At 72.4% G+C, this 17,670-nt stretch carries 14 protein-coding genes; 7 read left to right on the top strand and 7 right to left on the bottom strand.

The annotated features are described in order from the left end of the window. Positions 1 to 18 precede the first annotated feature (18 nt). Positions 19 to 591 carry a GNAT family N-acetyltransferase gene (locus ACIOHG_RS00905; RefSeq protein WP_400943742.1) on the top strand — a complete coding sequence of 191 codons (573 nt, stop codon included), beginning with the start codon at positions 19 to 21 and terminating at the stop codon, positions 589 to 591. Positions 592 to 905: 314 nt separating this feature from the next. Beyond that, the gene (locus ACIOHG_RS00900) at positions 906 to 3,053 is read left to right on the top strand and encodes an MMPL family transporter (protein ID WP_400943739.1); all 2,148 of its coding nucleotides are present in this window, start codon (positions 906 to 908) and stop codon (positions 3,051 to 3,053) included. 198 nt (positions 3,054 to 3,251) lie between these two features. On the opposite strand, the gene ACIOHG_RS00895 is transcribed toward ACIOHG_RS00900, so the two are convergent. Next, the gene (locus tag ACIOHG_RS00895) at positions 3,252 to 4,871 is read right to left on the bottom strand and encodes an MFS transporter (protein ID WP_400943736.1); all 1,620 of its coding nucleotides are present in this window, start codon (positions 4,869 to 4,871) and stop codon (positions 3,252 to 3,254) included. A gap of 205 nt (positions 4,872 to 5,076) precedes the next feature. Between ACIOHG_RS00895 and ACIOHG_RS00890 the strand changes: the two genes are divergently transcribed. Beyond that, positions 5,077 to 6,069: an Lrp/AsnC family transcriptional regulator gene (locus ACIOHG_RS00890; RefSeq protein ID WP_400943733.1), complete on the top strand. Its 993-nt coding sequence runs from the start codon at positions 5,077 to 5,079 to the stop codon at positions 6,067 to 6,069. Between the two features lie 34 nt (positions 6,070 to 6,103). On the opposite strand, the gene ACIOHG_RS00885 is transcribed toward ACIOHG_RS00890, so the two are convergent. After that, on the bottom strand, positions 6,104 to 6,970 hold the full coding sequence (locus tag ACIOHG_RS00885) for a GNAT family N-acetyltransferase (RefSeq protein ID WP_400943730.1): 867 nt from the start codon (positions 6,968 to 6,970) through the stop codon (positions 6,104 to 6,106). Between the two features lie 135 nt (positions 6,971 to 7,105). Here ACIOHG_RS00885 and aspT (ACIOHG_RS00880) point away from each other — a divergent pair, with 135 nt between their 5' ends. Genes aspT (ACIOHG_RS00880) through ACIOHG_RS00870 form a run of 3 tightly spaced genes read left to right on the top strand, consistent with a single transcriptional unit; the run spans position 7,106 to position 12,170 of the window. Further along, positions 7,106 to 8,779, top strand: coding sequence for an aspartate-alanine antiporter (gene aspT / locus ACIOHG_RS00880; RefSeq protein ID WP_400943727.1), 1,674 nt, complete (start codon positions 7,106 to 7,108; stop codon positions 8,777 to 8,779). Between the two features lie 18 nt (positions 8,780 to 8,797). Then, positions 8,798 to 10,495, top strand: coding sequence for an aspartate-alanine antiporter (gene aspT, locus ACIOHG_RS00875; protein ID WP_400943724.1), 1,698 nt, complete (start codon positions 8,798 to 8,800; stop codon positions 10,493 to 10,495). Positions 10,496 to 10,517: 22 nt separating this feature from the next. Next, complete coding sequence (locus tag ACIOHG_RS00870; RefSeq protein WP_400943721.1) at positions 10,518 to 12,170, top strand: bifunctional aspartate transaminase/aspartate 4-decarboxylase; 1,653 nt, start codon at positions 10,518 to 10,520, stop codon at positions 12,168 to 12,170. Positions 12,171 to 12,307: 137 nt separating this feature from the next. Here the strand turns inward: ACIOHG_RS00870 and ACIOHG_RS00865 are convergent, their stop codons facing one another. The 5 genes from ACIOHG_RS00865 to ACIOHG_RS00845 form a co-directional block, all read right to left on the bottom strand. Further along, positions 12,308 to 13,204, bottom strand: coding sequence for a hypothetical protein (locus ACIOHG_RS00865; protein WP_400943718.1), 897 nt, complete (start codon positions 13,202 to 13,204; stop codon positions 12,308 to 12,310). 66 nt (positions 13,205 to 13,270) lie between these two features. Continuing rightward, the gene (locus tag ACIOHG_RS00860; RefSeq protein ID WP_400943715.1) at positions 13,271 to 14,413 is read right to left on the bottom strand and encodes a DUF3696 domain-containing protein; all 1,143 of its coding nucleotides are present in this window, start codon (positions 14,411 to 14,413) and stop codon (positions 13,271 to 13,273) included. After that, a complete protein-coding gene (locus tag ACIOHG_RS00855; RefSeq protein ID WP_400943712.1) occupies positions 14,403 to 15,581 on the bottom strand; it encodes a DUF262 domain-containing protein in 1,179 nt (392 codons plus the stop codon). Before ACIOHG_RS00855 ends, ACIOHG_RS00860 begins: the two co-directional genes overlap by 11 nt. A gap of 233 nt (positions 15,582 to 15,814) precedes the next feature. After that, the gene (locus tag ACIOHG_RS00850; protein WP_400943709.1) at positions 15,815 to 16,492 is read right to left on the bottom strand and encodes a response regulator; all 678 of its coding nucleotides are present in this window, start codon (positions 16,490 to 16,492) and stop codon (positions 15,815 to 15,817) included. Further along, on the bottom strand, positions 16,489 to 17,310 hold the full coding sequence (locus ACIOHG_RS00845) for a sensor histidine kinase (protein WP_400943706.1): 822 nt from the start codon (positions 17,308 to 17,310) through the stop codon (positions 16,489 to 16,491). Before ACIOHG_RS00845 ends, ACIOHG_RS00850 begins: the two co-directional genes overlap by 4 nt. Between ACIOHG_RS00845 and ACIOHG_RS00840 the strand changes: the two genes are divergently transcribed. Beyond that, positions 17,303 to 17,605, top strand: coding sequence for a hypothetical protein (locus ACIOHG_RS00840; RefSeq protein WP_400943703.1), 303 nt, complete (start codon positions 17,303 to 17,305; stop codon positions 17,603 to 17,605). The two genes, ACIOHG_RS00845 and ACIOHG_RS00840, sit on opposite strands and share 8 nt — an antisense overlap. Positions 17,606 to 17,670: the final 65 nt, after the last annotated feature.

Below are 17,670 nucleotides of genomic sequence, written 5' to 3'. Positions count from 1 at the left end.
CGTCCTACCCTGCCCCGCATGAGCCCCGTGTACGACATTCGCTCCGAGCAGGACGCCGACCACTCCGCCGTCCGCTGCCTGCACGCCCTCGCCTTTGGTGACCCCGACCGGGTCCCCGGCCTGGTCGACGCCCTCCGCGCCCGGGGCGGCACCACCGCACTCGTCGCCACCGCGGACGGGGCCGTCGTCGGCCACGTGATGCTCAGCCCCGGCCGACTGGACGCCCCCGAACGCCTGGTGGACGTCCTCAGCCTCTCCCCGCTCGGCGTCCACCCCGACCACCAGCGCCACGGACTCGGCACCCGACTGGTCGCCGCCGCCCTCGCCGCCGCCGAACAACTCGCCTGCCCCGCCGTCTTCCTGGAAGGCTCCCCCACCTACTACCGCACCCGCGGCTTCACCCGCGCCGACACCCTCGGCTTCCGCCGTCCCTCCCTCCGCATCCCCGCCCCGGCCTTCCAAGTCGCCCTCCTCCCCGCCCACCGCCCCTGGATGACCGGCACCTTCGTCTACGCCGACCCGTTCTGGACCCACGACTGCGTCGGCCTCCGCGACTTGGAGCAGATCGCCCGGATCGAGGCAGCCGGCTGAGGGGGGTGAGTGCCCTGCCGGGCGGGCGGGGGTGTGGGGGGAGGGGTGGGGTCCACGGCTGTGTCGGTCTGCGCGACTTGGGGCAGATCGCGCGGATCGGGGAGGCCGGCTGATGGTGCGGCGCCCTGCCGGATGAGGCTCAAGGCTGTGGCGGTCTGTGCGACTTGGAGCGCAGCGTCGGTGTTGTGGCGGCCGGTTGGTGGGGGAGTGCCCTGCCGGGTGGGTCGGCGGGTGGGGTGCCAAGTGGGTTCCAAGGTGGGGGTTTCAGACTGGGGTTCGACATCGACTCGACCGCAGTACGGAAGGCGTACGCAATGTCCACTCTCCTCGGCCGCCTCGGCGGGGCCGCGGCGGCCCGGCCCTGGCGCACTGTTGCGGCCTGGGTGCTGCTGATCGCCGCGGTGTTCGGCCTGGCGCAGGCTTTCGGGGGTCAGCCCCGTGACAACTACCGGGTGCCGGGCACCCGTTCGACCGCGGGGTTGGACCTGCTGAACGAGCGCTTTCCGGAGACGGCGGGGACCAGCGCCCGGGTGGTGGTGCATGACAAGGGCGGGAAGCAGCTGCCGGCGGAGCCGCTGCTCGCGTTGCGGGAGCGGTTGGGGGCGCTGCCGCACGCGTTGTCGGTGACGCCGCCGATACCCTCGGCGGACGGGGCGACCGCGCTGCTGACGGTGGGGTACGACGTCAAGGTCACCGAGTTCAAGGGCTCCGCCGGGTTGGACGCGCTGCGGGAGGCCGCGCGGGCCACCACCGACGCGGGCTACCAGGTGGAGTTCGGCGGGCAGTTGCCGGAGAACTTCAGTGCTCCGGATGGCACCGCCGAAGGTCTCGGGATGGCCGCGGCGCTGGTGATCCTGGTGGTGGCGCTCGGCACCGTGATCGCGGCCGGGCTGCCGCTGCTGGTCGCGCTGGCCGGTCTCGGCGTCGGCACGGGGCTGATCACCCTGATGGCAGCCGTCACCGACATCAGCAACGTCGCCCCGACCGTCGCCTCGATGGTCGGCCTCGGCGTCGGCATCGACTACGCGCTGCTGCTGGTCTCCCGGCACGTCGAGGGGCTGCGCCGGGGGCTGGACGCCCGGGCCGCGGCGGCCGAGGCCAACGCCACCGCCGGGTCCTCCGTGGTGGTGGCCGGATCGACCGTGCTGGTCTCGCTGTTCGGCCTCAAGCTGGCCGGGCTCTCGGTCTACGCGTCGTTCGGCTACGCGACCTTCGCCACCGTCGGCGGCGTGATGGCCGCCTCGCTGACCCTGGTGCCCGCGCTGGCCGCGCTCGCCGGGCCGCGCCTGCTGCGCCGCGCCGAGCGCAAGGACCCCGCCGCCCGCACCGCCGGCGCCCCGACCCGGACCGAGCGCTGGGCGAAGCTGATCGGCCGCCGCCCGCTGGCCGCCGCCGCGCTCTCGCTGGTGGCGCTGCTCGGCCTGGCCGCGCCGATGCTCGACATGCGGACCTGGCCGCAGGACGCGGGCAGCCAGGCGTCCGGCAACACCACCCGCAAGGCGTACGACCTGATCGACGCCGGGTACGGGCCGGGTGCGAACGGCCCGCTGCTGCTGGCGGTCGACCTGGACCGGCTGCCGAAGGACGAACTGCCGTCGCTGGTACAGAAGCTGACGACGGATCAGGACATTGCGGCGGTGCAGCCCGCACAGGTCAACGCGGTCGGGAACGCCGCCGTGATCACCGTGCAGCCGAAGACCGGCCCGCAGGACCCGGCCACTGCGGAGCTGCTGCAGCGGCTGCGCGACCGCGACCTGCCGGCCGGGGTGGAGGTCACCGGCGTGGTGGCGTCCTTCTCCGACATCTCGGACCGGCTCTCGGCCCGGCTGTGGGTGGTGGTCCCGTTCGTGGTCGCGCTCTCGCTGATCCTGCTGACGGTGCTGTTCCGGGCCCCGGTGATCGCGGTCAAGGCCGCCGCGATGAACCTGCTCTCGGTGGCCGCCGCGTACGGCGTGATGACGGCGGTGTTCCAGCACGACGCGGGCGCGAAGCTGCTCGGGCTGCCGCACGGGGTGCCGGTCTCCAGCTGGGTGCCGATCCTGATGTTCACCGTGCTGTTCGGCCTGTCGATGGACTACGAGGTGTTCCTGCTGGCCCGGGTCCGCGAGGACTGGCTGGTCACCGGCGACGCCCGGGGCAGCGTGGTGCGCGGCCTGTCCGCGACCGGACGGGTGATCAGCAGCGCGGCCGCCATCATGGTCGCGGTCTTCACCGGCTTCGCCATCGACCCCGACATCACCGTCAAGATGATCGGCGTCGGCATGGCCGTCGCCGTCCTGGTCGACGCCACCGTGGTCCGGCTGGTCCTGGTCCCCGCCACCATGACCCTGCTCGGCCGCTACAACTGGTGGCTCCCGGCCTGGCTCGACCGCCTGCTGCCGAAGCTGAACATCGAGCACGGCGACCGGGTCCCCGCCCCGGCCGGGGAACCGGCCCCGGCCCCGGCCCCGGCCACCGTCTGACGGATCGTCGGGTCGCGGGGCCCCCCCCCCGCGGGGGGGCCCCGGCGGGGCCGCCCCGCCCCGGGCGCGGGCCGGCGCGCCCCCCGACGCGCCGCCCCCCGCCGCCCCCGCGGCCCCCCCCCCCCCCCGGGCCCCCCCGCCCCGGAGGAGAGACCCGGGCGGGGCCGCACGGCCAGGTGCGCGTTCCGGCGCGACCCGCTACGGCGCGACCCGCTCCGCCCCGTCGACCGCCCGCAGCCGCGGGCCCGCCGCGTTCCGGCCGGCCGTGTCCGGGCCCGTCGTGTCCCGCCCCGCTGCCGACGGGCGCCGCAACAGCAGGGCGGAGGCCAGCGCCGCCAGCAGGGCGAGCGCGGCGGAGACCAGCAGGCACAGCCGCATGCCGTCCAGGAAGGAGTCGCCCAGCGCACCCAGCACCCGGCCGGTGGCGGGGCCGAGGTCCAGCCCGGCGACGGCGCCGAGGCCGTGCGCGCGGGCGGTGTCCAGGACCTGCGCCCCGGTCCCGGCGGGGACTCCGGCGTCGGCGAGCCGCCCGGGCAGGGCGTGCAGGGCGCGGGTGGTGAGCAGCGCGCCCAGGACGGCGGGGCCGAGCGCCGCGCCGACCTGGCGGATCGCGTTGTTCCCGGCCGCGGCCGTCCCGGCCAGGTGGAAGGGGACGGCGGAGACCGCGGTGGCGGTCATCGGGGTGAGCACCAGGCCCATGCCGAGGCCGAGCAGCACCAGCCGCCAGGCCAGCGCCGGGTAGGAGGTGTGCGCGTCCAGGCCGGTCATGCTGAGCAGCGCGGCCGCGGTCAGCAGCAGCCCGGAGGTGATCAGCAGCCGCGGGGAGACCCGGTGCACCAGCCGGCCGACCGGGAGGCCGGCCAGCAGCGAGGTGCCGGACACCAGCACCAGCCGCAGCGCGGCGTCCAGCGTGCTCAGGTGCTGGACCAGGCCGAAGTACAGGCTGAGCACGAAGAAGAAGCCGATCAGGCCGAGGAAGCTGACCAGGGCGACCAGCGCGGTCGCGGTGAACGCCGGGCTGCGGAACAGCGCCGGGTCCAGCATCGGGGCGGAGCTGCGTCGTTCGACCAGGACGAAGGCGACGGCGGCGGCCGTGCCGAGCGCCAGCGCGCCGAGCACGGCGGGCTCGCCGAAGCCGTCCGCGCCGCCCTCGATGACGCCGTAGACCAGGGCGGTGACGGCGAGGGCGGCGGTGAGCTGGCCCGGCGGGTCGAGGCGGCGGCCGTGCGGGGCGCGGGAGTCCGGCAGCCGGGCGGCGGCGACGGCGAACAGGGCCGCGGTGACCGGGATCGGCAGCAGGAAGATCCAGCGCCAGGAGGTGTGCTCCAGCAGGACGCCGGCGACCAGCGGGCCGACGGCGAGCGGCGCGGTCAGGCTCATCGCCCAGAAGCCGATGAACCGGCCCCGCTCGCGGTGGTCGGGCACGGCGTGGCTGATCAGGGCGAGCGTGGTCGGCAGCAGGGCGGCGGCGCCGACGCCGGACACCGCCTGCCCGGCCCAGAGCAGCTGCACCGAGCCGGACAGCAGCGAGACCGCCGCGCCCAGCCCGCAGCACACCAGGCCCGCCAGGAAGACCCGCCTGCGGCCGTGGACGTCGCCCCAGACCCCGGTGGTCAGGATCAGCGCCGCCATCGGTAGCACGAACGCGTCCGACACCCAGGACAGTTCGGAGGTCGAGGCGCCCAGCGCGCGCTGGATCGCGGGCAGGCTCACCGACACGGTGGTGACGGGCAGGTAGGCGACGAAGACGCCCAGACAGGCCAGCACGAGCGTGGCGGCCCGTCCCGCCCGGGGGCCCGGCGTCGTTGCGGAGTTCACGGAGTCGTTCCTTCGGCTGCTGCGGGGCGGAGCCCCGGGTCCTCGGCGCACCGCCGTCCGGCGGGCGCCCGCCCCGCGCGGGGCGGTGACCGCCGCCCGTGGGGCCGCCGATCAGCTTCGCCCGGGCGGGGCCGGAACCCGCGGCCGATCCGCCCCGGCGTGCTCGAACCTTCACCAGAGTCCGCCGCAGTGGCAGAATTCCGCCATGCCCGACGAGCTGGACCATAGAATCATCCACGGCCTCACGTGCGCGCCCCGGGTCCCGTTCCGGCGGCTCGGCGAGGTCCTCGGCGTGTCCGAGCAGACCGTGGCACGCCGCTACGCCGCGCTGCGGCGGGACGGCGTGCTGCGGGTGGTCGGGCTCGGCAACCCGGGCGCGCACGGCCAGGCCGAGTGGATCGCCCGGCTGCGCTGCCGCCCGGACGCGGTGGGCCCGCTGGCCCAGTCGCTGGCCCGCCGGCCCGAGGTGGCGTACGTCGGCGTCGCCTCCGGCGGGTCGGAGATCATCTGCATCATCCGCTCGCCGTCCGGGACCGACCGCGACGACCTGCTGCTGCGTCAACTCCCGCGCGCGGGTGCGGTGCTGGACGTCAACGTCGACCTGGTGGTGCGCAGCTACGGCAACCCCGGCAGCGCCCCCGGGACCGACCCGGCCGCCTCGCTCACCGCCGAGCAGGTGCGGCAGCTGACCGCCGACCGCCCGGCGCCCACCGGTCCGGTGCTGCCCCCGGGCGAGGCGGACCAGCCGCTGCTGCGGGCGCTCGCCGAGGACGGCCGGGCCACCCACACCCGGCTGGCCGAGCTGACCGGCTGGTCCAAGCCCCGGGTCGCCCGCCGCCTGGAGGCGCTGGAGGCGGCCGGCTCGCTGGTCTACGACGTCGACACGCTGCCCGAGCGCCTCGGGTACCGGCTGAACGCCACGCTGTGGCTCCAGGTCGACCTGCCGCGGCTGCACGCGGCCGGGGAGGAGATCGGCGGTCACCACGAGTGCGCGTTCGCCGCCGCGATCAGCGGCCGCCACAACCTGATGGCCGTGGTGCTCTGCCGGGACACCGCCGACTTCTACCGCTACCTGACCACCCGCCTGTCCGGGGTCGAGGGCCTGCGCGGCTACGAGATCAGCGTCCGGGTGAACCGGCTCAAGCAGTCCGCCTCGCTGATCCACCACGGGCGGCTGGTCCACCCCGCGCTCGCCTGACCCCGCGCTCGCCTGACCCCGGACCCGCCCGGGCTCAGGCGCCCCGGACCAGGTCCAGCCGTTCGGGGCCGGCCACGAACCCGGCCGCCCGGTAGGTGGCGACGGCGCCGGTGTTCGCGCTCGGGGTGCAGACCAGGGCGGCGGAGGCCCCCAGGTCGCGCAGCGCGGCCGCCGCGGCGACGCCGATCGCCCTCCCGTGGCCGCGCCCCCGGTGGTCGGCGTGCACGCCCAGCGGCTCCAGCAGGCCGGGCCGGCCCGGGCCGGCCGACCAGACCGTCGCCGCGGCCACCGCGGCGCCCCGCGCGTCGTAGCCGAGCAGGCAGCGGGCGTCGGCGTACAGCGGCCCGGCCGCCAGGACGTGCCACAGCTCCTCGGTGAACCGGGCGCTGGCGAAGGCCGAGCGGTGCACCGCCGTCCGCACCGCGGCCGTCCCCGGGCCGGACACCTCGACCCGCAGGCCGTCGACCCGCAGCGGCCCGGCGAGGTCGTGCCGCAGCGGCGTCCACGCCTCGTCCGGCCGCCAGCCCGCCCCGGCGAGCACCTCGCGCAGCAGCGCGCCGTTCGGGACCTCCACCCCGGCCCGCCCGGCGGGCAGCACGCCGCGCGCCGGGTCGTCCAGGTCGGCCCGCAACTGCCGGGCCAGCGCCTCGTCCTGCCGCAGTTCCGGCGCGGTGGTCAGGCGCAGCAGGTCGGGGGAGTCCAGGTACCCGAGGGCGACGATCCGCCCGTCCAGGGTCCAGGTCCGCAGGGTGGCGGCCAGCCGCTCCGGGCCCACCGCCCAGGCCCAGCCGAGGTCGCCGGGGTGGAACTGCAGCGGCGTCCGGTCGTCCTGCCAGGAGCGGAGCGCGGCCACGACCGCGGGCAGGTCGGCGGTGCCGGGCTCGTTCACGACGAAGGTCATGGCCACGCATCCCACACCACCGCCCGGGCCGTCCGCACCCGGTTTTCCCCGGCCGGGGCGGCGCCGGTGTGATCACGGACGTGGTGACGGCGTGTCAAATGCGTGCAAAAGGGGTGAATGGGTTCTCATGCGAACATGAGCCTCCTGCGCGAGAACGCCGTCCTCGCCCTCTTCTTCTGCCTCGGCCTGGGGTACCTGGTCGGAAAGCTGCGGGTCGGGCCGATCCAACTCGGCGGCATCTGCGGCGTCCTGATCGTCTCGATGCTGGTCGGCGCCCGGCACGTCTCGGTCAACGCCGACGTCAAGAACGTGGCGTTCGCGCTGTTCATCTTCTCGCTCGGCTACATCGCCGGCCCCCAGTTCTTCGCCAACATGAACGCCAAGGGCCTGCGCTTCGGCGTGCTCTCGGTGATGGAGGCGGTCCTGGTCATCGTGATGGCGCTGGGCATCGCCAAGGCCGCCGACCTCGACGTCGGCACCGCCGCCGGCATCCTGGCGGGCGCCGCCACCGAGTCCGCGGCCGTCGGCACCGCCCAGGACGCCATCGCCAAGCTCCCCGGCATCACCCACGACCAGACCACCCAGCTGCAGGCGCACGTCGCCACCGCCTACTCGGTCTGCTACCTGTTCGGCCTGATCAGCATCGTCCTGCTGACCAGCCAGCTGTTCCCGCTGCTGATGCGGATCGACCTCGCCGAGTCCTCCCGCAAGCTGTGGGAGAAGATGCGCGGCGCGGCCGGCGAACTGGAGGCCGGCGAAGCCCCGTCGCTGCCCGCGCTGGTCGGCCGCACCTACCTGGTCTCGCAGGGCGAGGGCACCCGGATCAGCCAGGTCCAGGAGGGCTCCGGCCAGCTGGTGACCGTCGAGGCGGTCAGCCGCGGCGGCAAGAAGCTCAAGGTCGACGACGACCCGGTGCTGCGCCGCGGCGACCAGGTGCTGGTGGTCGGCCGCCGCGCCGCCGTGATCGAGGCCGGGCACGACCTCGGCCCCGAGACCAGCGGCGTCCCCGGCCTGGACAGCCCGATGACGGTCCGCCAGGTCGTCGTCACCAGCAAGGACGTCGCCGGGCACACCCTCGACGCCGTCCGCGACCGGGACGCGCAGGCCACCGGCGGCGTCTTCCTCACCGACATCCAGCGGATCGACCACCACCTGCCCGCCGTCGGCGAGACCGAGGTCCACCGCGGCGACACCCTCACCGTGGTCGGCGCCCGCTCCCGGGTGGAGCGGTTCGCCGCCAAGGTCGGCGCCACCGTCCGGCAGGACACCGTCGACTACGTCTACCTCTCGCTCGGGATCTGCCTCGGCGTCCTGCTCGGCAAGGTCAACGTGCACTTCGGCGAGGTCAACCTGACCCTCGGCACCGGCGGCGGCTGCCTGATCTCCGGCCTGGTCTTCGGCTGGGCCCGCTCGCTGCGCCCCACCTTCGGCGCCTACCCGCCGGTCGCCGCGCAGACCATGAAGGACCTCGGCCTGGCCGTCTTCATCGCCGTCACCGGCATGGCCGCCGGGCCCGACGCCGGGCCGCTGCTCAAGCAGTACCCGGTGCTGCTGCCCGTCTCCGGCATCCTGATGGTCGTCATCCCGGCGTTCCTCGGCCTGTTCGTCGGCCGCAAGCTGCTGAAGATCGAACCGCCGATCCTGATCGGCGCGATCGCCGGACAGCAGTGCTCGACCCCCGCGATCACCGCGATCGGCAACGTCGCGCAGAGCAGCGTCCCGATGCTCGGCTACACCATCACCTACACCCTCTCGAACTTCCTGCTCCCGCTCACCGGCCCGGTCCTGGTCGGCCTGGTCGGCCTCTGAGCGGGAGGGGGACGACCGATGGACTGGATCACCGCGCACGTCTTCAAGCCCTACCCGGAACTGCTGATCTTCCTGACCGTCGCGCTCGGCTTCCTGGTCGGCCGGCTGCACTGGAAGGCCATCGGGCTGGGCGCCGTGACGGGCTGTCTGGTCGCCGGGCTGGGCACCGGCTGGCTCACCGACGTCGAGGTCAACGGCACCGTCAAATCGGTGTTCTTCATCATGTTCCTGTTCGCCCTCGGCTACAAGGTCGGCCCGCAGTTCTTCCGCGGCCTCCGCAAGGACGGCCTGCCGCAGGTCGCCGTCACCCTCGCGGTCTGCCTCAGCGGCCTGGCGGTCTGCTGGGGCTTCGCCGAACTGCTCGGCTACGGCCCCGGGTTGGGCGCCGGACTGCTCGGCGGCGCGCTCACCCAGTCCGCGGTCATCGGCGTCGCCCAGGACGCCATCGCCGCACTGCCCGGCCTGAGCCACGACCAGATCACCGCCCAGCAGAACCTGGTGCCGATCGGGTACGCCGTCACCTACCCGCTCGGCACCGTGCTGTGCGCGATCCTGCTCGCCAACATCGCCCCCCGCCTCCTGCACAGCGACCTCGCCGCGGACTCCCGCGAACTCGCCGCCGAACTCGACGCCCCCGCCGACGACCCCGACCTCGCCGAGGGCTACTACGAGGTCGTGCTGCGCGCCCACACCGTCCGCACCGGCCCGATCGGCTCCACCGTCGAGCAGTTCGAGCAGCGCCAGCGCGACGCCGGACGCCGGATCTACCTCACCCGGGTCCGCCGGAACGGGAAGATCCTCGACCACGACCAGCAGACCGTGATCGAGGCCGGCGACGTGCTCGCCGTCAGCGCGCTCCGCCACGACCTGGTCGAGTTCGACCCGGCCACCGCGATCGGCCCCGAGACCGACGACGTCGAACTGCTCGGCTACCGCACCGAGACGCTGCACGTCGTCGCCGCCGAGAAAGCCCAACTCGGGAAGACCATCGCCGAGTTGCGGCGCGAACCGTTCATGGTCGGGGTCTTCGTCGACAAGCTCTACCGGGCCGGGGCCGAGTTCCCCTACCGGTTGAGCACCGAGGTCGAACGCGGGGACACCCTGCTGCTCACCGGCCCGGAACGGCTGGTCGGACCGGCCGCGAAGGCGATCGGCACACCCGTCCCGACCAGCTTCGCCACCGACATGACCTGGGTCGGCCTGGGCATCTTCCTCGGCGGCTGCATCGGCATCCCCGCGCTCACCCTCGGCGGCGTCCCGATCAGCCTGTCCACCTCCGGCGGCGCGCTGATCATGGGCCTGGTGTTCGGCTGGATCCGCGGCAAGTACCCGACCTTCGGCAACGTGCCGCCCGGCGCGCAGTGGTTCATGGACACCTTCGGCCTGTGCGCGTTCGTCGCCATCGTCGGCATCAACGCCGGGCCGAGCTTCACCAGCGGCCTCTCCCAGGCCGGTTGGGGCCTGCTGCTGTGGGGGGCGGTGGCCACCGTGGTCCCGCTGGTGGTCGGCCTGCTGGTCGGCCACTTCGGGTTCCGGATGCGCCCGCCGATCCTGCTGGGCGTCGTCGCGGGCGCCCAGACCACCACCGCGGCGATCGGCGCGATCAACGAAGCCTCCCGCAGCCAGATCCCCACCCTCGGCTACACCATCCCGTACGCGGCAGGGAACGTCCTGCTGACCATCTGGGGCGCGGTCATCGTCGCCCTGCTCGGCTAGTCGTCCCGGAGGACCCAGCACCATGACCAAGCCCACGATCGGCCGCGCGGAGATCCACCGGCTCTCGCAGCTCAGCCCCTTCGAGCTGAAGGGCGAGTTCATCAAGCTCGCCGAGCACTACCAGGGCGACCGGCCCGGGCAGAAGGAGAAGTCCACCGCCCACATGCTCAACGCCGGGCGCGGCAACCCCAACTGGATCTGCACCGGCCCGCGCGAGGCGATGCTCGCGCTCGGCCACTTCGCGCTCTCCGAGTCCCGCCGGGTCTGGACCGCCGACAACCTCGGCGGCATGCCCGAACGGGCCGGCATCGCCGCCCGCTACGACCGCTTCGCCCGCTCGCACCCCGAACTGCCCGGCATCGAACTGCTCACCGCCTGCATCGGCCTCGCCGTCGACCGCTTCGACCTCGACCGCGACGACTTCGTGCACGAGCTCGCCGACGCCGCGGTCGGCGACAACTACCCGGTCCCCGACCGGATGCTGACCGGCGCCGAACAGGTCGTGGCCGGCTACCTGCAGGACGAGCTGATGGACCGCCGGCCCCCCGAGGGGCAGCTCGACCTGTTCGCCACCGAGGGCGGCACCGCCGCCATGTGCTACATCTTCGACTCGCTGATGAAGAACGGCGTCCTGCACAAGGGCGACCGGATCGCCCTGATGGTGCCGGTCTTCACCCCCTACATCGAGATCCCCGAACTCGACACCTACGAGTTCGACGTGGTCCGGGTCGAGGCCAGCTCCTTCGCCGAGGCCGGCGTGCGGGAGTGGCGCTACCCCACCGAGGAGGTCGCCAAGCTCGCCGACCCCTCCATCAAGCTGGTCTGCCTGGTCAACCCCAGCAACCCGCCCTCGCTGGCGCTCTCCCGGCGGGTCACCGACCAGATCAAGGAGATCGTCGCCACCGACAACCCCGGGCTGATCGTCGTCACCGACGACGTCTACGGCACCTTCGTCGACCACTTCCGCTCGATCGCCGCCGAACTGCCCCGCAACACCCTGCTGGTGTACTCCTACTCCAAGCACTACGGCTGCACCGGCCACCGCCTCGGCGTGATCGGCCTGCACCGCGACAACGTCATCGACCAGGCCATCGCCGCCCTCCCGGAGGAGGAGAAGGCCCGGCTCGCCAAGCGCTACGGCAGCCTCAGCCTCGACCCCGGCAGCATCCGCTTCATCGACCGGCTGGTCGCCGACTCCCGGCAGGTCGCGCTCAACCACACCGCCGGGCTCTCGCTGCCCCAGCAGGCCCAGCTCACCCTGTTCTCGCTGTTCGCGCTGCTCCCCGAGGGCCGCGCCTACAAGGCCAAGGTGCAGTCGATCGTGCACCGGCGCCTCGACCTGCTGCTGGAGGGCTCCGGGATGAAGATCTCCGACGACCCGCAGCGGGCCGGCTACTACATCGAACTCGACCTGCTCGCCGAGGCCGAACGCACCTCCGGGCCCGCCTTCGCGGCCTTCCTGGAGCAGACCTACGAGCCCACCGAACCGCTGTTCCGGCTGGCCGAGCAGACCGGCGTGGTGCTGCTCAACGGCGGCGGCTTCGACGGCCCGCAGTGGTCGGTCCGGGTCTCGCTCGCCAACCTCGACGACCTCGACTACCTGAAGATCGGCCACCACCTGAAGACCATCTTCGACGAGTACCGCGCCGAGTGGCAGGCCGCCGAAGCCAGTTGACACCCCCCACCGGGCCCGCCGGACCACCCCGGCGGGCCCCGGCCCTCAGCGGCCCGGGCGGGGCCCGGTGAGCGGTGCTCCGGCGGAGAGCGATCAGGGAGCGGAGAGGAGTGTGCCGCACGATCACCGGACGGTGATCAACTATCGGGTTTGGCACCGACGAATCCCAGCCGGATGCTTCGCTCCTCAGGGATCAGCCTGAAGTACAACCGTCCCTTCCCCGGCGTCATCCGGCCGTGCCACGAGAAGGGGCGCCTTTCGCCGTCCAGGTCCTGGAAGGTCACGTGCTTCAGCCGACTCGAGGACTCGGGCGTGATGTGCGGGTGTTTCCACACGGGCTCCGGGGTGAGCGAGGGGTCCCAGCCGGCCGCGGTCGACTCCAGGTTCACCAGCATCTCGCGCACTGCGCGGAACCACTTGAGGTCCAGCCTGCGCAGATCGCGCTCGAAGCGTGGCAGGAACTGCAGGTGCGGGAAGAACTCCTGCCAGGCGGCCAGGACGCTCTCCGGCGTGCTGAGGCGAGCCAGTCCGGCATCCAGTGCCCAGGCCTTGTGCACTTCGGCTTCGGCGGGGGAGGAACAGTGCCGGACTTGCACCGTGACCTCTTCGATTCCGTCCTCGGTGAGCGTCCGGACATCGGCGTCGAGCCAACTGGACGCCCACTCCGGATGGCACACGGGGAGGCTGACGGTCAGCCCGTCGGTCAGGTGGGCCGCGCCGAGGGCTTCGGCGGGCTGTCCCCGGTGGAGGTACTCCACTTCGTCCGGATCACAAGCTGCGGGCAGTGCCTCCCGGATCGGGGACCGATTGCGGAGCGCGAGCAGGAAACGATGGCGGTCACGATTCCGGGGGTTCTCGTGCATCCACTGCTGGTAGACGTACCCGCGGGCGAGTTCGGTGGCCGGGAGAGGACTCCTGGTGACCAGCGAGATGTTCTGCCAGTCCTTCAATGATTTCAGCGTCGCAATGAACCCTGCCATGGCCGAATCGATTTCTCGAGGTTCCGAATCGGATGTGCAGGAAAGCTCGTTCAAGAAGATGATGAGAGACAACTCGTCCCGTTCTCTCCGGTGTGCCCACGCGTGCCAAGGGTGAGGAATTCAGTCCAGGAGCTGTTCCAAGGAGTTCTCCCACTCGTCGAAGAACCCCGAGGGCCAGTCGGACAGCATCCCGTCGGAGTTCATCTCCGGGCTGACCATCTCGGTCGCCAGCTCATGGCGCCTGAAATAGTGGACGGCAGTCCTTCCGGCCGGTACGAGATTGTTCTTCACGGCGATCCGCAGGCCGTTCAGGACGTGATCCGAATGGGTTTCCATGATCACTTGTGCGCCTGCGCCCACTGCGGCAACCGCAAGGTAGGCGAGCCAGGTCTGCCCCTGGGGGTGAAGATGCGCCTCCGGATTCTCCAGGAGGATCAGCGAATCGGGCTGCGCCGCGAGGCAGGCGACCACGATGGGCAGTGCGTAGGTGAGGCCGAACCCGACGTTCGTCGGGCGGTAGCGGTTGTCTGCGGTGAAAGTCGATCCGAAACCGTAGCTCAGCCGGACGCTGTCGGTCCCGTCGATTCCGTGCACCTGAAGATTCACGCCGGGGCAGAGTCGCTGCATCCAGGCATCGGTCAGGGTCAGGAGATTTCCCGACGGGGCGTCGGGCAGGCGCAGCCCCTGGGCTTCGACCACGCTGTCCTGATTGGCGCGGAGGAAGTTGACGGTGTGTTCGCCCCGCGCTCCCAGGAAACCGCGACGGACTGCGGCCTCGTGGGATCTCGGGTAGCTGACGGCCGGTGTGATCCGGTCGGCCTTCAGATACTGGAATCCCCGTCCGAAAAGTGGACGGAGCTCCGGTGGGAGCGGCGATGTGCTCTGCTGGGAATCCGGGACGAGCCGGAGCAGGTCGTCTTCCTGGCCGTATTCGGCAGACCACTCGAAGGAGCGACCGCCCGCGACCACCTGCAAGGAGATGATCCGGTCGTCCACATCGTTCGACCGATGGCGGACGTAGGTGTTGTGGCGGACGTCCTGCCCGGTTCCCAGTTCGACGAACTCGCCGTTGAGCAGAAACCCGCAGGAATCGTCCGACTCGTCCAGCAGGCCGGCCTCGTACGACTGCCGCAGCAAGCCGAGGGACTGCAGGACGGTGCTCTTCCCCGAGGAGTTCAATCCGGTGAGCAGGGTGAAGGGCGCCAATGGGACTACCTGCCGGGAAAAGGCCTTGAAATTGGTCATGCCGATTTCATCCAGCATCGAGTACCTCCCGGAAGATCTGGTCCATTCTGAGGAAGCGGAGCCGGACCTTTGCCACGTCGCCGGTTCCCGAGGAGATGGAGTTGACGAAACCCGGGTCGTCCATGAGCGCCATGAACTTCTCCTCGATGTCGAGCGCATGGTCTGCCAAATGGTCGACCTCCGCAGCGGTGCGGTTCGCAAGGTTCACCGACGTGACCTCGAAGAGGGCTTTGTTGACCGGAGAGCGCCGGTCGGTCCCGGGGAAGCGCTTTCGAAACGCGTGCGGGCCGAAGATCCTTTGCGCGGCTTCCATCGAGTGGAGGAACTTCTCCTTCAGTTCGGCGAGGGCAGGCTCCGGTAGGGAGTTGATTTTATGCATGCTCGCGCGGAGCAAGCCGTCGAAGTCCTGGGAGGAGTAGGAGGCGGGGGGATCGAGCATGAAGGACAGGAAGCGCAGACACATTTCGCGGTCCGACATGCGCTCCGGGGAGACGCTTCCCGTGGTGGCACTGCGGAACCCCTCGGTGGCTGCCAGCTCTTGGAGGAATGTCCGGGACCGGCCGGGAATCAGGGCGTGGCGGAGTTCCTGCCGGGTGAGCGGACGGCCACCAGTATTGATGCGCGCGAAGATGTTGAACTTGACCTCTTCGGGAGTCCCGAAGCGAATAAGAAGGACGACAAGTTCGGTCTCTTCGATCCTGATCTGTAGACGATCCGGGAGATCGCTGAACAGGCATCCGTCGAACTCGGTCAAATACTCCATTCCAGTCAGTCGCAGTGGGGGCTCGCCGATGGATTCCGGATCGACAAACCGGGCGATGGTCGAGAGCCGCTGGACGCCGTCCACGATCGCCCAGGTGTCGTTCTCGGCTTCGGCGGCGTACAGCGTCGGCAGGGTGATGCGCAGGAGCAGCGATTCGATGAGGCGGCTCTGTGCGCGTTCTGTCCAAATCCCGGGGCGGCGCTGGAAGTCGGGGGCGAGATCGATGGTGCCGCGCTTGATCCGCTTGATCAGCAGGCCGACTGTGGGGGTCCGGGTCTGAACCTCGATCTTCTCCGGATCGAACGGCACGTCGATCCGCTCGCCGATGTCCTCGTACTCGACCCCGGAGCTCTTTCCGCCGTCATCCAGTTCGACGGAGATCGGTGCGCCCGCCTCTTCGATCTCGAACAACCTGTCGGACATGGGCTCCTGGAACCGCCTTTCGAGTAACTCGCGGCCACTGCCGTGCACACGCATTGAGGAGGCAGCGCGGGCATTCCCGGGCTGCGGCCGATACCCCGCCTGCACCCTATCGTCTGGGTGCTGCTGCCACCCCTACCCACGACAGGGCCCCGTTGCCGAACGGCGGTGTCCGCCCGCTCTATCACCGGGGCGCCAGGCCTGCCTGCTCGAGGTTTTCCCGGGTGCACCGCCCGTCAGGGGCCCGGGCGGACCACGCCGTGGTCGAAGGCGAACACCACCGCGTGCACCCGGTCCCGCACCCCCAACTTGTCCAGCACCCGCCGGACATGGGTCTTCACGGTGGCCTCGCCCAGGTGCAGGGCGGCCGCGATCTCCGCGTTCGAAGCGCCCCGGCCCAGCAGCTCCAGCACCTGCCGCTCCCGCTCCGTCAACCGCCCCAGCGCCCGCCGCCCCGCCGCACTGCCCCGGGCCGGCGCCGAGCGGGCGAACTCCGCCAGCAGCCGCCGGGTCACCGACGGCCCCAACAGCGCCTCGCCCGCCGCCACCGTCCGCACCCCCTCCAGCAGCAGCTCCGGCGGCGAACGCTTCAGCAGGAACCCGGCCGCGCCCGCCCGGACCGCCGCGAACACGTACGCGTCCAGCTCGAAGGTGGTCAGCACCAGCACCCGCGCCCCCGGGTGGCGCGCCGCCAGTTCCCGGGTCGCCGCCACCCCGTCCAGCACCGGCATCCGGACGTCCATCAGCACCACGTCCGGCCGCAACTCCCGGGCCAGCCGGACCGCCTGCGCACCGTCCGCCGCCTCGCCCACCACCAGCAGGTCCGGCGCCGTCCCCAGCACCATCCGCAGGCCCGCCCGCATCAGGTCCTCGTCGTCCACCACCAGCACCCGGACCGGACCGCCCTCGCTCACCACGGCAGCTCCACCTCCAGCCGCCAGCCCCGTGCCGTCGGCCCCGCCGTCAGTGTGCCGCCCAGCGCCGCCACCCGGTGCCGCATCGCCGCCAGGCCGCGACCACCGCCCGAACTCCCTTTTTGTGGGCGGCCGTTGTCGGTGACGACCAGCCGCAGCGCCGTCGGGCCGACGGAGAGCCGGACGGTGGTCGCGGTCGCCGTGGAGTGCCGCAGCGTGTTGGTCAGCGACTCCTGCACCGCGCGGTGCACCGCCTCCGCCTGCTCCGGCGTCAACTCCAGCTCGGACGGCGGGAGTTCGAGCCGTCCGGTCAGCCCGGGCGGCAGATCGGCGAGCAGTGCCCGCAGCACCCCCTCCAGTGGGCCGGGCGGCGCCGGCTCCAGCAGCCCCAGCACCCGGTCCAGATCGCCCATCGCCGCCCGGCCCACCCGCTCGATCCGCTCCAGCGCCTCCTCCGTTGCCGCCGGGCCGTCCCCCAGACAGAGCCGGGCCGCGCCCGCGTGCGTCACCATCACCGTCACCGCGTGCCCCACCGCATCGTGCAACTCCCGTGCCATCCGCGCCCGTTCCTCCGCCAGTGCCTGTCGCGCCCGGTCCGCCGCGGCCGCCCGCCGCCGCTCCGCCCGGGCCCGCGCCGCCACCCCCGCCAGCGCCGAACCGGCGTGCACCAGGCACACCAGCGCGAACCCGGGCCGCTGCGCCAGCGCCAGCAGCACCGCCAGCACCGGCCCCGCCGCCAGCACCGCCGCCGGAACGGGCGGCCTGGTCCGCCCCAGCACCGCCAGCGGCAGTGCCGAGGCCAAGGACAGATTGGTCACCGGCTCACCCGCCAGCACCACCGCCACCGTCGCCCCCGCCCCCGCCCAGAGCGCCCCCACCGGCACGAACCGCCGCCCCAGCAGCGCCCCGAACCACACCACCACCGCCACCCGCGACACCGGCGACCCGTGCAGCGGCGACGCCGTGTACCCCGCCCCGCCCACCGCGATCCCCGCCGACGCCCACGCCACCACCCCGTCCAGCGCCACCCACCACCCGCGCGCCACCCGCCCGTCCGCCCGCCACCGGCCCACCCCGCCCGCCCAGCTCGCCGCACCCATCCCGCCAGGCTAGGCACCGGCCCCACCACCGGTCGTCCGCCCGGGAGTTGACCCCCCATCCCCCTCCGGGAGGATCGC

It is taken from the genome of Kitasatospora sp. NPDC088134 (genome assembly GCF_044741705.1).
Classification (GTDB): Bacteria; Actinomycetota; Actinomycetes; order Streptomycetales; family Streptomycetaceae; genus Kitasatospora.
This window is presented reverse-complemented; position numbering and strand designations above follow the sequence as displayed.

Bases quoted from the DNA above. Each gene is read 5' to 3' on its own strand.
- ACIOHG_RS00900 (WP_400943739.1), top strand. From the start codon at position 906: ATGTCCACTCTCCTCGGCCGCCTCGGCGGGGCCGCGGCGGCCCGGCCC.
- ACIOHG_RS00885 (WP_400943730.1), bottom strand. From the start codon at position 6,970: ATGACCTTCGTCGTGAACGAGCCCGGCACCGCCGACCTGCCCGCGGTC.
- ACIOHG_RS00890 (WP_400943733.1), top strand. From the start codon at position 5,077: ATGCCCGACGAGCTGGACCATAGAATCATCCACGGCCTCACGTGCGCG.
- ACIOHG_RS00870 (WP_400943721.1), top strand. From the start codon at position 10,518: ATGACCAAGCCCACGATCGGCCGCGCGGAGATCCACCGGCTCTCGCAG.
- ACIOHG_RS00855 (WP_400943712.1), bottom strand. From the start codon at position 15,581: ATGTCCGACAGGTTGTTCGAGATCGAAGAGGCGGGCGCACCGATCTCC.
- ACIOHG_RS00905 (WP_400943742.1), top strand. From the start codon at position 19: ATGAGCCCCGTGTACGACATTCGCTCCGAGCAGGACGCCGACCACTCC.
- aspT (WP_400943724.1), top strand. From the start codon at position 8,798: ATGGACTGGATCACCGCGCACGTCTTCAAGCCCTACCCGGAACTGCTG.
- aspT (WP_400943727.1), top strand. From the start codon at position 7,106: ATGAGCCTCCTGCGCGAGAACGCCGTCCTCGCCCTCTTCTTCTGCCTC.
- ACIOHG_RS00860 (WP_400943715.1), bottom strand. From the start codon at position 14,413: ATGCTGGATGAAATCGGCATGACCAATTTCAAGGCCTTTTCCCGGCAG.